At 64.7% G+C, this 16,328-nt stretch carries 14 protein-coding genes; 5 read left to right on the top strand and 9 right to left on the bottom strand.

Translation table 11 applies throughout. The annotated features are described in order from the left end of the window. Nucleotides 1–154: 154 nt before the first annotated feature. On the bottom strand, nucleotides 155–1,093 hold the full coding sequence (locus PG892_RS06325) for an ABC transporter substrate-binding protein (protein ID WP_223915526.1): 939 nt from the start codon (nucleotides 1,091–1,093) through the stop codon (nucleotides 155–157). A gap of 185 nt (nucleotides 1,094–1,278) precedes the next feature. Here PG892_RS06325 and PG892_RS06320 point away from each other — a divergent pair, with 185 nt between their 5' ends. Continuing rightward, the gene (locus PG892_RS06320) at nucleotides 1,279–2,010 is read left to right on the top strand and encodes a 4'-phosphopantetheinyl transferase family protein (protein WP_223938497.1); all 732 of its coding nucleotides are present in this window, start codon (nucleotides 1,279–1,281) and stop codon (nucleotides 2,008–2,010) included. A gap of 90 nt (nucleotides 2,011–2,100) precedes the next feature. Here the strand turns inward: PG892_RS06320 and PG892_RS06315 are convergent, their stop codons facing one another. The 5 genes from PG892_RS06315 to PG892_RS06295 all read right to left on the bottom strand — a co-directional run bounded on the left by PG892_RS06315 (nucleotide 2,101) and on the right by PG892_RS06295 (nucleotide 8,389). Beyond that, nucleotides 2,101–2,919, bottom strand: a complete 819-nt coding sequence (locus PG892_RS06315; protein WP_119197725.1) for an amonabactin ABC transporter ATP-binding protein — start codon at nucleotides 2,917–2,919, stop codon at nucleotides 2,101–2,103. Nucleotides 2,920–2,962: 43 nt separating this feature from the next. Further along, the gene (locus tag PG892_RS06310) at nucleotides 2,963–4,012 is read right to left on the bottom strand and encodes an amonabactin ABC transporter permease subunit 1 (protein WP_043155877.1); all 1,050 of its coding nucleotides are present in this window, start codon (nucleotides 4,010–4,012) and stop codon (nucleotides 2,963–2,965) included. Between the two features lie 12 nt (nucleotides 4,013–4,024). Beyond that, nucleotides 4,025–5,041, bottom strand: coding sequence for an amonabactin ABC transporter permease subunit 2 (locus tag PG892_RS06305; RefSeq protein ID WP_223915520.1), 1,017 nt, complete (start codon nucleotides 5,039–5,041; stop codon nucleotides 4,025–4,027). A gap of 78 nt (nucleotides 5,042–5,119) precedes the next feature. Then, nucleotides 5,120–7,093: a siderophore amonabactin TonB-dependent receptor gene (locus PG892_RS06300; protein ID WP_010674445.1), complete on the bottom strand. Its 1,974-nt coding sequence runs from the start codon at nucleotides 7,091–7,093 to the stop codon at nucleotides 5,120–5,122. Nucleotides 7,094–7,153: 60 nt separating this feature from the next. Continuing rightward, nucleotides 7,154–8,389, bottom strand: coding sequence for an MFS transporter (locus PG892_RS06295; protein WP_103259985.1), 1,236 nt, complete (start codon nucleotides 8,387–8,389; stop codon nucleotides 7,154–7,156). Between the two features lie 215 nt (nucleotides 8,390–8,604). Between PG892_RS06295 and PG892_RS06290 the strand changes: the two genes are divergently transcribed. Beyond that, nucleotides 8,605–9,354, top strand: coding sequence for a hypothetical protein (locus PG892_RS06290; protein ID WP_103259986.1), 750 nt, complete (start codon nucleotides 8,605–8,607; stop codon nucleotides 9,352–9,354). Between the two features lie 9 nt (nucleotides 9,355–9,363). Here the strand turns inward: PG892_RS06290 and PG892_RS06285 are convergent, their stop codons facing one another. From PG892_RS06285 to PG892_RS06275, 3 genes are all read right to left on the bottom strand, one after another. Beyond that, nucleotides 9,364–9,825, bottom strand: coding sequence for a DUF2919 domain-containing protein (locus PG892_RS06285; RefSeq protein ID WP_039038891.1), 462 nt, complete (start codon nucleotides 9,823–9,825; stop codon nucleotides 9,364–9,366). Between the two features lie 144 nt (nucleotides 9,826–9,969). Then, a complete protein-coding gene (gene corA, locus PG892_RS06280) occupies nucleotides 9,970–10,917 on the bottom strand; it encodes a magnesium/cobalt transporter CorA (RefSeq protein WP_005301617.1) in 948 nt (315 codons plus the stop codon). A 415-nt stretch (nucleotides 10,918–11,332) separates the two neighbouring features. Further along, nucleotides 11,333–12,976, bottom strand: a complete 1,644-nt coding sequence (locus tag PG892_RS06275) for an electron transfer flavoprotein-ubiquinone oxidoreductase (RefSeq protein WP_042863730.1) — start codon at nucleotides 12,974–12,976, stop codon at nucleotides 11,333–11,335. Between the two features lie 126 nt (nucleotides 12,977–13,102). Here PG892_RS06275 and PG892_RS06270 point away from each other — a divergent pair, with 126 nt between their 5' ends. The 3 genes from PG892_RS06270 to serC all read left to right on the top strand — a co-directional run bounded on the left by PG892_RS06270 (nucleotide 13,103) and on the right by serC (nucleotide 16,198). Beyond that, nucleotides 13,103–13,852, top strand: a complete 750-nt coding sequence (locus PG892_RS06270; protein ID WP_223915518.1) for an electron transfer flavoprotein subunit beta/FixA family protein — start codon at nucleotides 13,103–13,105, stop codon at nucleotides 13,850–13,852. A gap of 103 nt (nucleotides 13,853–13,955) precedes the next feature. Further along, nucleotides 13,956–14,885: an electron transfer flavoprotein subunit alpha/FixB family protein gene (locus tag PG892_RS06265; RefSeq protein ID WP_119197721.1), complete on the top strand. Its 930-nt coding sequence runs from the start codon at nucleotides 13,956–13,958 to the stop codon at nucleotides 14,883–14,885. A 224-nt stretch (nucleotides 14,886–15,109) separates the two neighbouring features. After that, complete coding sequence (gene serC / locus PG892_RS06260; RefSeq protein WP_113724858.1) at nucleotides 15,110–16,198, top strand: 3-phosphoserine/phosphohydroxythreonine transaminase; 1,089 nt, start codon at nucleotides 15,110–15,112, stop codon at nucleotides 16,196–16,198. Nucleotides 16,199–16,328: the final 130 nt, after the last annotated feature.

Raw genomic sequence — 16,328 nt, 5'->3', positions numbered from 1 at the left:
CCTCTTGCTGGATGCCCTGCCAAAGACTGGCAGCGGCAAACTGGACAGAAAGGCGCTGCCATTGCCCGAGTAGTCGCCTTGCCGGATGGTAAGAGCGATGGATAAAAAAGAAGCCCGCATCATGCGGGCTTCTTGTTGGCCGTCAACCGAGGGATTAGTGAGTGATGGGGGCGGCATCCGCCTTGGTGAGCAGGCGCTCGACGTCGTCGATCACCTTGAGGGCCGCCTGGGGGCCGCCGGTGGAGGTCCAGAGAGACCCGTCCACGGCGCCGAAGCGCTTGCCCTTGATGGCGCCGAGCTGCTGGAAGGCCGGGGTCTGCTCGGCCTGCTTCATGGCATCCACCGCATCCCCGCTGGTGCTGAGGGTGCCGATCACCAGCCAGTCACCGTCCAGCAGGTTGAGGGATTCGAGGCTCAGGGCCGGGGAGTGGGGGCTCTTGTCGCCAATCTGGTGGGAGGGGCGGGTGAGCCCCATCTCGGTGACCACGCTGCTGGCGAAGGTGCCGCCGTGCATGTAGCTCGGCCCCTTGGGGTTCCAGCGCACTATGCTCATCTGTTCCCCCTGATGCTGGGCGAGCTTGCTGCGGGCCTCTGCCAGGCGGGCCTCATACCGGGTGAGGAACGCCTTGGCCTCGGCCCCCCGGTTCATCGCGTCGGCGCTGCGACCGAACACGGTTTTCCAGGGCTCGCCCCAGTTGCCGGTGACGACGGTGGGGGCGATCTCCTTGAGCAGGGCCAGGAGCTCGGGCTTGGTCTGGCCGGTGAGGATGAGGTCCGGCTCCAGATCGATGAGGGTCTCCAGATTGGGGTTGTCCAGATCCCCGACCACGGCGATCTCCTTGCCCGCCTTGTCCAGCAGATAGCGGGGCAGGGTGGACTGGCCGCGTCCATTGACGGTGCCCACCGGCTGCACCCCCAGAGTCAGGGCGCTGTCGAGATCGAGTTCGCTCAACACGACGACCCGCCGGGGCGCATCGGGGACGCTCTGGGACTGGCCGTTGGCATCGATGACCTGGCGGCTGCCCGCCTGGGCCTGGAAGCCCGTCAGGCTGGCCAGCATGAGCAAGGTGGCCAGCGGGGAGAAGATCTTCATGGTGACATCCTTATGGGTGAAATCGGTGGGCCGGAGTCTTTGGAAAGTGCCTGAGAGCCGCCCGGCCAGCCCCGAATGGGCGGGGACATGCTACCACAAGGCAAGTGAGAAGCGTTGTCATTTGTATTTGTGGCATGACCTCGGCTTGCTTTGGTACCATCGCAGGCCCTTGTCAGGAGCCTTGCATGTTGCCTCGTTGTCCCTCACTAGATGGATCCTTTGTCCGTCAATTCGATACCTTGTACCTGCCGGGTCTTGAGACGCTGCCTCTGCATCGGGTCTGTTTCGAGCCCGCCGCCTTCTCGCCGGAGTGCTTTGGGGCCCAGGGCATCATCCTGCCTGCTTCATTGCAGGGGGCTGCCCCCAAGCGCCTCGGGGAGTTTCTGGCGGGGCGTCTCGCAGCCCGTGAGGCCCTGCGTCCCTTCGGTCTTGCAGGATGCAGCGTGGCCATCGGAGCGGCCCGGGAGCCAATCTGGCCTGAGGGGGTGGAGGGGAGCATCAGCCACAGCCGGCTGGCGGGAGAGGGGGTGGCCCTGTGTGCGGTGCGCCCGGGCCAGGAGGGAATCGGGCTGGATCTGGAGGCCTGGCTCGATGGCGACCAAGGGGCGCAGTTCTGGCCCGGCATCATGGATGGGGAGGAGTGGGGACGGCTGGAGGCTGGGGCTCACGACGCCCAGCTGAGCCTGGCAGAGGGACTGACTCTGGTGTTTTCCGCCAAGGAGAGCCTCTTCAAGGGGCTCTATTCCCGGGTGGGGCGCTACTTTGACTTTCTCGATGCCCGCTGGCTCGCCATGACGGCGCAGACTCTCACCCTGGAGCTCAAATGCCCGCTGACACCGACCCTGCCCGCCGGCTGGCGCGCCACCCTGCACTGGCAAGCCCTGCCGGGGGGCGTGCTCACCGTCTTGCTGCTGTGAGCACGATGCCAGCGCCCGGATAACGCCAGCGCAAAGCCCAGAGAAAGAAACCGCCATCAGGCGGTTTCTTTCTCTGGGACAGGGTATGGCTCAGGCCGGCACGCCATGGTCGGCGCGCAGGCGAGGCGCTTCGTCAGCGCGTCGGCGGGGCACGATGACAGGGGCCCCGTCGCCGGGGGCGTGCAGTATGTCCACATCGGTCTGGTAGAGGCGATCGATGAGGGGCTTGGTCACCACCTCCCGAGCCGGGCCCATGGCCTGGATGGCGCCATCCCCCAGGGCAATCAGCTCGTCGCAGTAGCGGGCGGCGGTGGCGAGATCGTGGATGACGATAAGCACCGTCTTGCCCTCGGCGGCGACCCGATGGATGGCTTCCATCACCTCGGTCTGGTGGCCGATGTCCAGCGCGCTGGTGGGTTCGTCCAGCAAGATGATGTCCGCATCCTGGGCCAGCACCATGGCGAGCCACACCCGCTGGGCCTGACCGCCGGACAGCGAACTGGCGCTCTGGTGCCAGATGGCATCAAGCTGCATCCGCTCCCGGGCCCAGTCCACCATGCGGGCATCTTCCTCGCTCCACTGATTGAACCAGCCCTGATGGGGATGGCGGCCATATTGCACCAGCTGCTCCACCAGGATACCGGGGGGGACCAGGGGGCGCTGGGGCAGATAGGCGAGTTCCCGAGCCAGGGCTTTGGCGCCATAGGCACCGAGTGGCTTCTCCTTGAGCAGGATCTCCCCGGACCGGGGTTGCTCCTGTCCCGCAAGGAGCTTGAGCAGCGTGGATTTGCCACCGCCGTTGGGGCCGACGATCCCCACCAGCTTGCCCCGGGGGAGGGAGAAGGAGATCTCCTTGAAGATGGTCTTTTGCGGGTAGCCGAACTGGAGTCGGTTCACGGTGAGCGTCATCGGGCGGCCCTCGGTCTGTATTGAAAATGGATGAATGCCATGGTCAGTCGGCCTTCTGGCGATCTTTGAGCAGGATGAAGAGCAGCAGCAGGCCGCCGAGAATGCGGGTCATGATGCCGGTAGCCACTTCGTGGGGGCTGGCCAGCACCCGCACCAGGGTGTCACTGGCGAGCAGCATCAGGGCGCCGCACAGGGCGGCAATCCAGAGCGGCACGATGCGATCCCGGCTGAGCCAGGAGGCAAGGATGGGGGCCGCCATGGCAATGAAGACCACGGGGCCGCCGATGGCGGTGCCAAGGGCTGCGACGATGATGGCCTGGGCCAGCACCCCGAGCTGGACCCGGTTCACGTTGACCCCGAGGGTGCTGGCCGTCACCGGTCCCAGGCGCAGCACGCCGAGGGAGCGGGAGAGACAGACGGTCCAGGGACATATGAGCAGGAGCAGCAGGCTCACCGGTAGCAGGGTGCCATAGCCCTGACCGACGAAGTTGCCCATGTTCCACAGATAGAGGCTGGTGAGGTGCACCAGGGACTGGGTGGACATGACGAACTGGCCGAGGGCGTTCATCAGCTCGGAGACCCCGATGCCGATCACCACGAACAGGTAGCCCTGCTCCCCGGGCTTGTTGCACAGGGCATAGAGCACGGCGGCGGCAAACAGGGCGCCGAACGGCGCTGCCCACCAGGGCCAGGTGCCCAGCGTCAGATAGAGGGAGAAGATGATGATGGCAAGGGATGCCCCCTCGTTGACCCCTATCATGTCCGGGGTGGCGAGGCGGTTTCGCACCAGGGTCTGCACCAGGCAGCCCGAGAGTCCCATGGCGGCGCCGGCCACCAGCACCGCCAACAGGCGCGGCAGTCGGATCTTGAAGACGGTTACCTGATCGAGTCGGCTTCCCTCCCCGAGCAGGGTCTGGATCACCCCCATCATGGTGATCTTGCCGGAACCCAGGGTGAGGGCCAGCAGGGAGAGCAGGGTGAGGGCGACCAGGAGCCCCAGGGTGATGAGCCAGGCGCGGCGGTGCAGCAACAGGGTGTGGCTGCCAAGGCGAAGGCAGAGGGTGCCGCTCGGGAGTGAGAGAGAGTTCTTCATGGGCGTGGCACCTTATTTGACGGCCAGCAGGGAGCGGAAGCCGCCGCTGCGCACCACCAGGATGAGCACGGGCGCCCCGATGAGCGCCAGAATGACGCCGTTGGGCAGCTCGTAGGGCTGGATTAGCCAGCGGGCCAGCACATCGGCTCCGAGCAGAAAGAGCACCCCGAACAGGGCGGAGAAGCGCACCTGGATGGCGAGGCGAACCGGCTCCACCAGGCGGGCGCAGTAGGCGGCGAGGAAGCCGACAAAGCCGATGGGACCAGCGATGGCGATGGCGCAGGCGGTGGAGAGCGTTGCGGCCAGGAGCACGCCGATCCGCACCCGGGTGGGGCGGATGCCGAGGGCCCTGGACTGGTGATCCCCCATCTGCATCAGGGTGAGAGGGCGACAGAGCGCCAGTGTCAGCAGCAGGGCGGCCAGGGCGAAGGGGACCACGGTGAGTACCGCTTCCAGACTGGAGGCGGCAAGGGACCCTAAGTTCCAGAAGCGGAACTGCTCCAGCACCACCCGGTTGGAGAGCAGCAGGAAGTTGGAAAGACCGCCGAAGGTGGCGGAGAGGGCGACCCCTACCAGGATGAGCTTGAGGGGGTTGGAGCGCCCCACCATGAGGCCGAGGCCCAGCACGATGAGGTTGCCGAGCAGGGCCCCCATGCCGGACCAGAGCAGATAGCCGTAGGCGGATTCGACGCCAAACCAGGTGAGGCCGATCACCAGAGCAAAGACGGCGCCAGCATTGACCCCGAGCAGGCCGGGTTCGGCCAGAGGGTTGCGGGTGGCACTTTGCAGCATGGAGGCCGCCAGGGAGAGTGACGCCCCCACCACCAGGGCTGCCAGGGTACGGGGCAGGCGCAGGGTATGGACTATCATGGCGAGCTTTTCATCGGCCACGAAGGCGGGATCGCCCATCAGGAAACCGGCGACCTCGCGGCCACCATAGACACCGGCCCCGGTGGCCAGTGACAGACAAATCAGCAGGAAGAGGAGCAGCACGCCGAGCCAGAACAGCCGAGCTTGGTATCTGAGCACTCAATGACTCCTTGAATTCGGGGAGGCAGAAACGCAAAAAGGGAGCCCCGCGACCGGGGCTCCCGCATACAGGATGGATTACAGCTTGTAATCGACCCCTGCGTAGACGGTGCGACCTTCCAGGATGAAGTCGGCGTCGGTCGCCACCTCGTCACGCTGGGTGTTGGTGAGGTTGGTGATGCCGAGCTTGAAGTCTAGGGCCGGCGTGACGGTCCACTTGGTGTTCACGTCCAGGGTCTGGTAGTGCTTGGAGGTGAATGCCTGGGCGTTGCGGGCCGGCACCTTGATCACCTGGCTGCCGACATACTGCCAGGCCAGGTTGGCGCTGACCACGTCGCTCGCCTTCCAGTCCAGGCCGATGTTGCCGGTGTGATCCGGGGTCTTGGCCAGATCGTCACCCGTGCTCTTGTCTTCGGAGTCCAGCAGGGTCAGGTTGCCGGTCAGCTGCACGTTGTCCAGCACGTCGAACCAGCCGGTCAGCTCCAGCCCCTTGATGCGGGCCTTCTTGACGTTGAGGTAGGTCATGACGGTCGGACGGTAGCCCGGGCCCCACTGATCGCTCTGGATCAGATCCTCGATCTCGTTGTGGAAGCCGGTCACCCCTGCGCCGAAGCGATCGGCGTTGTAGGCGGTGCCAAGCTCGTAGCTGACGGAGGTTTCCGGCTTCAGATCCGGGTTGCCGATCACCTTGCAGGCGCCGCGGCAGGCGGTGGTGGCGAACCCTTCGCTGGACTGGGCCAGGGTCGGGGCCTTGAACGCCTTGCCGGCGCCGCCCTTGATCACCCACTCGTCACTCAGGGAGTAGAGGGCGTAGGCACGGGGGCTGAACTCGTTGCCATAGGTCTCGTGGTGATCCAGACGGCCGGAGAGCGTCAGGGCCAAATCCCCAAAGCCGAACTCGTCTTGCAGGTAGAGGGCGCTCTGGCTCGCATCCACGCTGCCGTTCTGGATGCTGCGGCTGTGCTCCAGCTCGGTCTTGCGGAACTCTGCACCTGAGGTCAGCAGGTGATCCCCGAGGTAGCCGCTCAACTGGCCATCCACCGTGTTGTTGGTCTGGGTGATGTCGGCGGCGCCACCGTTGAGCTGGGAGTCATCCATCAGATCGGTCTGCTCGAAGTAGTAACGAGCGCGGCTGTCGAAGTGTTCCCAACGGCCGTTGTGGGTCAGCCCCAGGCTCAGGCGATCGAGTTTCTGCACGTTGTGGGGGGTGGCCGGTGCGGTCGGGGCACGGGGCACGTTGTTGAAGTAGCTGTCCATGTCGTTCTGGTTGTAACCCAGATCGAAGTCGATGTCCTGGTTGTCGGCCACCAGCCACTTCAGGCTGGAGAGTACGTTGACCACTTCCCGTTTCTCCAGGGCGTCGGCATCCGGGTTGTTGGACTGCTCGCTCTTCCAGCGATCCCGCTGATAGCCTTCCACCACCACGCTGCCCAGCAGCTTGTTGTCGATCAGGGCGCCGGAGACGAAGGCGCTACCCTGGTTGGCATCCCCGCCATCCCCCTTGGTGGGCATGGTGTGGGTGTAGCCGACGGCCGCTTCGGTGTTCTCCTTGGCCTGGCGCAGGATCACGTTGACCACGCCGCCGAGGGCATCGGCCCCGTACAGGGAGGAGACGGGACCGCGGATCACCTCGATGCGCTCGATGGCGGCCATGGGGATGGAGCTTAAGTCGAAGTCGTTGCCAAAGGAGCTGCCCAGGGTCTCGCGGGCGTTGACCCGCTTGCCGTTGACCAGCAGCAGGGTGTAGTCACCGCCCATGCCGCGGATCTTGATCTCGTTGCGACCCGTGGGGTTGGTGCCGATGATGTTGACACCGGGCACGTGCTTGAGGGCATCGCCGATGTTGTTGACGTTCATCTTGTCCAGATCGGCGCGGGTGACCACGGAGACGCTGGCCGGGGCGGTCAGCTCGGTGTGCTTGGTCTGGGTGGCGGTGACCACCACCGTCTCGTTGGCCTTGACGGACTCGGCCTGGGCCAGGCCCGGTACGGCCAGCAGACCAAGGGAGAGCAGAATGGGGTTCAGTTTAAAGAGGCCGTGCTGCAACTGCATTGTCAAAAACTCCATGGATATAACTGAGGTTATGGGGTCCGGATTCTTCTGATCCGGTGCTCACTGACTTCCTTGTCTGGCGGTGCCAGAGGCAGGATTATTGTTATCTCTTGTGCTCTTCAGGCCCCGGATGAGGAACCAGACACCGGCGCAGGCCACCAGGGTGCACGCAATGTTGATCCAGGCCAGGGTGGGGAAACCGTGCAGGGCGCCCCCCTCGTCGGAGACCAGATATCTGGCGGAGAACAGGCTGCCTAGGCCCGCGGCCACATTGGTGACCGAGCCCTGGAAAGACATGAAGGCGGCGCGCTGATGGGGGGCCGGAATGGCCGCCGTGACCGCGAGGGTGGTGCTGGCACGGGCGGAGCTCAGGGCCATGAAGAGGGTGAACAGCAGATAGAGAGGCAGGCCTGCCGGCAAGGCAAAGCCCACCAGGGTGATCAGGGCCAGGGCCAAGCTAGTGAGCAGGATGGCGCCCTGGGCGCGGCCCTGATCGATCCAGCCGCCGCACAGGCGCATGGTGGCCATGCTGGCAAGGCCGCCGCACAGATAGAGGCTGGCGATCTGCTCGCGCGGGAAACCCAGGTTGAACTGGAAGTAGTTGGCAAAGTGCGGAATGAGCAGGAAGTGGCCGAACATCTGCAGGCAGAGGATGAAAAGGGCTCCCTGGCAGAGCGGTGACCCCAGCAACTGGCGCATCCCCTGGCCTGCCGGGGCCCGGTTGACCGGCAGGGACGGCAGCCAGATGGCACACAGCAGGGCCAGCAGCAGGCCGCCTGCACCAAACAAGAGGAAGGGGCTCTGCCAGCCAGACCACTGGGCCAGCACGAGGGCCGCGGGCACGATCAGAATGGCGGCCAGGGAAAACGCCATGCCCACGTAGGCGAGACGGCGGCCCCGCTCGGCGGGCGGTACCAGATCCAGCACCGCCGCCATCAGGATGGCCCCCAGGGGGCCGGCCACGCAGCCGGACAGGATGAAAAGCAGCAGCAGTGTCTGGCTATCCTCGGCCAGGGCGCAAGCCATCAAGAGCAGGAAGCGCAGGACCAGCAGTACCAGCAGGGCGGGTTTGCGGTTGACCCGATCGAGCCAGGGGGCGGCCAGGAGGCCCAGCAGGGCGGCTCCCAGGGTGGCGCCGCCGCTGAAGTAACCTGTCTGCTCCGGCAGCATCCCCAGGCGGGTTACCAGTTCCGGGCCAAGGGGCATCACCATCATCATGCAGCCCATGGAGAGCATGTTGATGAGCAGCGCAAGGTGGATGGCGGCAGGGGTGGATGCGACGGATTCTGGCTTCATCAGAGGCTGACTCGAAAAAATGAGTCCGAATTGTATCCGAGGGTTTTTGTTGTGACAACAAATGATAACCATTTTTATTTGTATTGATTGGTATCTTAACGAGTCTTTATCAGGTGCCTCTGTGTGGGGTTGCATACTAGGCCCGTTGCAATCGGGGCGTCATGGACCATGATGGCAGGAAGCGAGAGGGTGGCGGTGAACGCCGGGAGGAGAAGATGCGCGCTGGATCAGGGTATTGGGGGCTGGGGTGCTGCCTGTTGCTGGCATTGCCCCTGAGGGCCGAAGTGAAGGTCATACCGGTATTCGAGGCGGATGCCGCGGTGCAGACGCTCAAGGAGATCTACCCGGATCTCGGGGTGAGCGCCATGGGCAACCAGCTGGTACTGAGCGGAACCCCCGCCCAGTTGCAGGAGGCCGAGCGTACCCTGGCGCAAGTGAACCAGCCGCCCCAAAGCCTGCTCATCGAGTGGCGGGTGGATGGCGCCTCCAGCCGTCAGCAGGCCGGAGTGGGGCTGGGCCTGGATGCCAAACGGCAGTGGCTGCTGGAGGGGGATGCCCGGCACTATGAACGCAGCCAGAGTGACAACTGGCAGGTGCGTGGCCTCTCCGGACGGCCCGTGTTGTTGCAGATGGGGTCCTATCAGCCGGTCACCTTTTACCAGTGGCAGGGGGGAAGGGTGGTGGGCATGATGCCGCTGATGAACGGTCTCTACGCCACCGCGACCCTGATAGGGGACAGGGTGCAGGTGGCCCTCAGCAGTGAACAGGCAAGAGTGGAGCGAGGCAACATACACACCGGCCAGAGTGCCACCGAGGTGAGCGGCGCCCCGGGCCAGTGGCTGACGGTGGGGGAGCTTTCCACAACCCAAGGCAGCCGGGAGGCCGCGATCGCCAATCCATCAGGCATGGGCGGGGCCAGCGGCAGCGAACGCCAGACTCTGCAGATCCGGGTCACGCGCCAGTGAACCAGCCTGTCAGTGGGGCTGATCCAGAGCATAATCCCGCAACTGGCGGCTTCTCAGCAGATACCAGAGCGCCCAGAGGCTGGCGATGAGCACCAGGGCGGTGGGCCAGTTGAACGACCACTGCTGCAGATTGAGGCTGTGCAGTTGCATCAGCAGGCCACTGACGGCAGAGCAGAGCAGCAGCAAGGGACTGTGGCGTCTGAGCCAGGCTCTGGCACTGTGGGTCTGGCGATGGGTGCCGCCGCAGGCGAGCAGCGCCAGCATGGCGGGCACGTCCGTCAGCAGGCTGATATAGAGGGTGAGCTTGTCCGGGTAGAAGAGGGTCAGGATGGCGCTGCCACTCTCCCGGGTGACCCCCGCCATCAGAAACAGCCAGACCGAGCGGGTCAGCAAGAGGGCGATGGGCCAGAACCAGAGCGGGGGGCGCAACTGGCCGTGATCGTCGTAACGGTGTTCGGGGTAGAGGGTCATGGTGGCCCGGTATCCATTCATGCAGTGCGAGTGATGAAGGGGATATGGGGCACAGGGCAGGCCATTACAAGGCCGGCAACGGCCGGGAATTAATCGGGGGGCCATGCCCCCCAATCCGCAGTCTTTAGTTGCCGGGTTCCGGCGTCACAGCCAGCCTTTTCGCTTGAAGAAGAGACCGGTGCCCAGCGATGACATCACCATCAGCACCAGGGAGAGGGGATAGCCGTATTCCCAGGCGAGCTCCGGCATGCGGCCAAAGTTCATGCCGTAGATGCTGGCGATAAGGGTCGGCGGCAGGAAGATGACCGCGGCTACCGAGAAGATCTTGATCACCTTGTTCTGCTCCAGATTGGTCACCCCCATGGAGGCCTCCAGCTGGAAGTTGATCTTGTCGAACAGGAACTGGGTATGGGGCAGCAGGGATTCCACGTCGTGCAGCATCTCGTCGATCCACTTGTTCTGCTCCCCCGTCATGCGCTGGCGCAGGCTGCGTTTGAGAAAGCGCAGGGCGCGGCGGGTATCGTGCAGGGAGAGACGGATCTGGCCGTTGGCCTCTTCCTGGGCCATCAGCTCCTTGAGCATGGGGTTGATCTGGTCCGGCTCGAAGATCTGATCGGCGGTGTTCTCCAGGGTCTTGTACCCATCCTCGATCAGGTCTGAGAGGTACTCCACCTTGAGGTTCTGCACCTCCAGCAGGATGTCGAGGGCATCTTCGACCTCCAGTCTGTCCTGACGCATGTAGTGGCGCAGCAAACGCACCAGGCCGATGTCATCCTCGCGGATGCTGATCAGCAGGTTGTTGCGCAAGGTAAAAGAGACGTGCACACCCTTGGTGTCGCGACCGATGCGCTGGGGAAACAGGGAGTGGATGTGCAGACCGTCGGTGTCCCAGTAGAAGCGGGCGGATGCCTCGATGTCATCGAGCTCCTCCTTGTCCGGCACCTCCTCCAAGAACAGGCCCGTCAACCATTCTCGCTCCGCTGTGTCCGGCTTGTAGGCATCCAGCCAGACGGTGTTGTCGGGAACGATGTCATCCGGCCCGAGCGTGACTATGTCCAGCACCTTGTTGTTGAGAATGTAGGCGGTGATCATCTGTCCCCCCTTAAGAAGTCATGGGTAATCAGGGATGGTTGCACAGGTTCATGCGGCCTTAGATCGCACGGAAAGCGATCCCATGAAATAGCATAACGAGGCCGATGGACAACCTGAATGCGGCGAACTATACAGGGGCGGGACCCGCTTGTCAGGGCCTATTCATCAGGGGTTCAGCCTGTTCGCTCAAAAAATCGGCGAGGTCGGATCAGCCGTGGCGACCCCGATGCGGGCGATCCCGGCGTCGCCTTCTTTGTTCGCCCTGGTGTGGGGGAGGGCCCGGGCTCACCGGCGGGAATGGCGGGTTGCTGGTCGCCCTGCGACAGCCCCCGGCCAAGCGCAGGAAACGGTCTCCGGGCGGTGTTCCGGGGCTGCGTCTCCTTGTTATCTGCTCTGGTGTGCGTGGGCAAGCCTGTTACAGATTGGGATAGTTGGGGCCCGAGCCGCCCTGGGGCGGCGTCCAGACGATATTCTGGCTGGGATCCTTGATGTCGCAGGTTTTGCAGTGAATGCAGTTGGCGGCGTTGATCTGCAGCCTTGGCCGGGTATCCCCATCAAGGATCTCGAACACCCCCGCCGGGCAGTAGCGCTGGGCGGGTTCGGCCCAGGTGGGCAGGTTGACCTCGACCGGAATGCGCGCGTCCTGAAGGGTCAGGTGACAGGGTTGATCCTCGTCGTGGCTGGTGCTGGCCAGATAGACGGAAGAGAGCTTGTCGAAGCTGAGCTTGCCGTCGGGTTTGGGGTAGTCGATGGGCTGGCAACGGCTGGCCAGGCGCAGCTGGCGGTAATCCGGCTCCTTGTCCAGCAGAGTAAAAGGAGAGGTCAAGGCAAAGAGTCGCTGCTCCAGCCAGTTGAAGGCGCCGCCGAGCCAGGGGCCGAAGCGGTGCAGGGCGGCCCCGACGTTGCGGGCCCTCTTCAGTTCCCGGGTCAGCCAGCTTTGCAGCAGCGCGTCCTGAAACTCGGCCAGATCCCGTCCCCCTTCATCCCCTCCTCGCAGTGCCATGGCGACCGTCGCGGCCGCCACCATGCCGGACTTCATGGCAGTGTGGATCCCCTTGATGCGGGAGAAGTCCAGGGTGCCCGCGTCACAACCGATGAGCAGACCGCCGGGAAAGTGCATGCGCGGCAATGAGTGCCAGCCCCCCTTGGTGATGGCCCGCGCGCCGTAGCTGATGCGCTCGCCCCCCTGCAACGTTGCCGCGATGAGGGGGTGGTGCTTGAGACGCTGGAATTCGTCAAAGGGGCTGAGCCAGGGATTCTGGTAGTTGAGATCGACGATAAGGCCGACCGCCACCTGATCCTGGGCCAGATGATAGAGATAGAAGCCCCCCTGACTCTTGTTGCCCTTTCCCTCCCCAAGGGGCCAGCCGCTGCCATGGAGCACCCGCCCAGGATGGGATTGTCCCGCTGGCACCTGCCACACCTCCTTGAAGCCGATGGCGTAATGCTGCGGCTGGGCGGTATTTTCCAGATGGAATCGGGCGATCAGCTGTTTGCCGAGGTGGCCGCGCGCCCCTTCGGCAAACAGGGTATAGCGCCCATACAGGGCCATGCCGGGCACGTGATCCGGCTTGGGGTTGCCCTCCTTGTCGAGACCAAGATCACCGGTCACCACCCCGCGCACCCGGCCCTCCTCCACGATGAGGGTGCTGGCAGCAAAGCCCGGGTAGATCTCGACACCGAGGGCCTCGGCCTGCTTGCCGAGCCAGCGGCAGAGGGTGCCGAGGCTGATGATGTGGCTGCCGTCGTTGTGCATGCGGGGTGGCACCGCCCAGTGGGGCAGCTGCAGGGAGCGGCTGTCGCTTTGCAGCAGATGGACCTGATCATCCGTCACCGGCACGCCGAGGGGGGCCTCCTGCCAGCTCTCTGGCAGCAGCTCCCTGAGGGCGACGGGATCGAGCAGGGCGCCGGAGATCAGGTGGGCGCCGATCTCGGCCCCCTTCTCCAGCAGGCAGACCGAGAGGGCCGGGGCCTGCTGCTTCAATGCGATGGCGGCGCTCAGGCCTGCCGGGCCGCCACCCACGATGACGACATCAAATTCCATTGCTTCGCGTTCCATCTTGCCTCTGTGCTCGACTTGGCCTAGGGTAGTGCTGGTAGTTTACGTAAACGTAAACCACTTTGTCAGCAGAAAAGTGAGTGACGACAAGGTGGACCCACACAACAGGTATGAGGGATGACCGCCATGAAGCTGCTGGTCGCAGTCAAACGGGTCGTTGATTACAACGTCAGGATCCGGGTCAAGGGGGATGGCTCCGATGTGGAGCTCGCCAATGTGAAGATGGGCATCAACCCGTTTTGTGAAATCGCGGTGGAGGAGGGGGTCACGCTGCGGGAAGCCGGCGTGGCATCCGAGCTGGTGGTGGTGACCTTCGGCCCCGAGGCGGCGGCCGAGCAGTTGCGCCATGCCCTGGCGCTGGGGGCGGATCGGGCGCTGCACTATGTTACCGACGAGACCCTGACTCCGCTCACCGTGGCCCGGGCCCTGCAAACGGTGTGCGGGCAGGAGCAGCCCGATCTGGTGCTGCTCGGCAAACAGTCCATCGATTCCGACAACAACCAGGTGGGGCAGATGCTCGCCGCCCTCAATGACTGGCCGCTTGCCACCTTCGCCTCCGCCATCAGGCTGGTGGAGGGGGAATTGCAGGTGACCCGCGAGATAGACGGTGGCCTCGAGACCCTCGGCATGGCGCTGCCCGCCGTGGTGACCGTGGACTTGCGCCTCAACGAGCCGCGCTTCGCCTCCCTCCCCAACATCATGAAGGCCAAGCGCAAGCCGCTGGAGAGCCAGCCGTTCGCCGCCCTCGGGGTGGTGCCGGCCGACCAGACACGGCAGCTCGGGGTGATGGCGCCGCCGGTGCGCAGCGCCGGCATCAGGGTGGGCTCGGTGGACGAGCTGCTGGACAAGCTCAAGCACGAAGCCCAGGTGCTCTGATGGGCAGGGGCATGAGAGGGATGCCTCCCGCAGGCGTGAGCGCCATGCATGGGGCAGCGGCCCCGGGGAGCAAGGGATCAATGGATGACATGAAGGTGCTGCCATGAGCGTACTTGTGATTGCGGAACATCATCAGGGGCGGATCGCCGACAACCTGGCCCAGCTGGTCACGGCGGCGGGGCGCCTGGGGGGCGAGGTGCACCTCTTGCTGCTGGGGCAGGGGCTGACGGAGGCGGGGAAGCAGGCCGCCGCCCTCACGGGGGTAAACCGGGTGCTGCTGGCAGAACATCCCATGCTGGCGGAGGGGCTCAACGACGGGGTCGACAGACTGCTCGCCGAGGTGGCCAGGGACTACCAGCACTGCCTGATGGCGGCCAGCAGCCAGGGCAAGGATCTGCTGCCGCGAGTGGCGGCCAGGCTCGGGGTGGAGATGATCGCCGAGGTGACCGGCATCGAGGGGCCCGACACTTTCCTGCGTCCCATCTATGCGGGCAACGCCATCGCCCGGGTGGCGAGCAGCGCCCCCGTCAAGGTGCTCACCGTGCGGCCTACCGCGTTCGCCAAGGCCGGGTCCGGGGAGGAGCGTGCCGTGATGGAATCGCTGCCGGTGGCCGAGGTGCGCTGCCGTACCCGGCTCATCGAGCGGCGTGCGGTGCGCTCCGCCAGACCCGAGCTCGGGGCGGCCCGGGTGGTGGTCTCCGGCGGGCGGGCACTCGGCTCGAAAGAGCACTTTGCCCTCATCGACGCCCTGGCGGACAAGCTGGGGGCTGCCGTCGGGGCATCGCGGGCCGCCGTGGATGCGGGTTATGTCTCCAACGACCTGCAGGTGGGGCAGACCGGCAAGGTGGTGGCCCCCGAGCTCTACATCGCGGTGGGCATCTCGGGGGCCATCCAGCATCTGGCGGGGATGAAGGAGTCCAAGGTGATCGTCGCCATCAACAAGGACGCGGAGGCCCCCATCTTCCAGGTGGCGGACTACGGTCTGGTTGGGGATCTCTTCACCCTGCTGCCGGAGCTCACCGCCAAGCTGTAAATTTGCCACAAAGGGGCGAACAAAGCCGTCCGTGCTGTCTCGCCCCCGTTTCCATGCATATTCTCTGCAAGCCCTGGCCCGTTCAGGGCTTTTGTCTGATGGGTGCCCGGTGGCGCCGGGGCAAAAGGTTGCGCTGGATCCCAAAAAGCCTTTGCCCCCACGGGGGGCTGTCGTGTAAAAACGTTCGAGTCACCGATCACACACATCCATTCACGGAAAGCGTCATGAGCAAACAGATTTACAACTTCTGCGCCGGCCCTGCCATGTTGCCGGTTGAAGTCATGGAGCGCGCCCAGCGCGAATTTTGTAATTTCCAGGGGCTGGGAGCCTCGGTCATGGAGCTTTCCCATCGCGGCAAGCCCTATATGGCGGTCGCCGAGAAGGCCGAAGCGGACCTGCGCGACCTGCTGGCGGTGCCGGACAACTACAAGGTGCTCTTCATGCACGGCGGTGGCCGCGGCCAGTTCTCCGCCGTGCCCATGAACCTGCTGGGTGGCGCCAACAAGAAGGCGGATTACCTGGTGACCGGCGTCTGGGCCCAGAGCGCCGTGGATGAAGCCCAGAAATACGGTGACATCCAGACCTTCCAGGGGGTGGCCAAGAACGAGCAGGGGGTCTCCCACCTGCTGCCGACGCCGGCGTTTCGCGCCGATGCCGCCTATGTGCACTACTGCCCGAACGAAACCATCGATGGCATCGAGATGTTCGACATCCCGGCCACCGGCGATGTGCCCCTGGTGGCGGATCTCTCCTCCACCATCCTCTCCCGTCCCCTCGACGTGAGCCGCTTCGGCATCCTCTACGCCGGTGCCCAGAAGAACATCGGCCCCTCTGGTCTGGCCATCGCCATCGTGCGCGACGACCTGCTGAACCAGGCCCGCGCCGATGTGCCGTCTATCTTCGACTACCAGCTCACCGCCAAGAACGACTCCATGTTCAACACGCCCCCCACCTACGCCTGGTATCTGGCCGGTCTGGTGTTCGAGTGGCTCAAGGAGCAGGGTGGCCTGGCGGCGATGGAAGCACGCAACAAGGAGAAGGCCGACTTCCTCTACGGCTACCTCGATCAGTCGAACTTCTATGGCAACAAGGTGGATGTGGCCTGCCGCTCCCGCATGAACGTGCCCTTCCAGCTGAAGAACGAGGCCCTGGACAAGCTGTTCCTGGCGGAGTCGGAAGCGGCCGGTCTGCTGGCCCTCAAGGGACACCGCATCGTCGGTGGCATGCGCGCCAGCCTCTACAACGCCATGCCCCTGGAAGGGGTCAAGGCCCTGGTCAGCTTTATGGATGACTTTGCCAAACGCCACGGTTGAGGCGTGTCTCCCCATTGCCAGACGCCGGGGACTCCCCGGCGTCTGTTTTTCAGACCCATCCTGACCCAGGCCGCCCTCTCCCGCGGTCGTGCCACTGTCGAACTTGCCGCGGGGGACGCGGGCTGTTAAC

Origin of the sequence: Aeromonas sp. QDB68 (assembly GCF_027707405.1) — a bacterium.
In the GTDB taxonomy this organism is placed as follows: Bacteria; Pseudomonadota; Gammaproteobacteria; order Enterobacterales; family Aeromonadaceae; genus Aeromonas; species Aeromonas caviae.
Note: the sequence above shows the minus strand (reverse complement) of the source record. Positions and strands in the feature narration are given on the sequence as shown.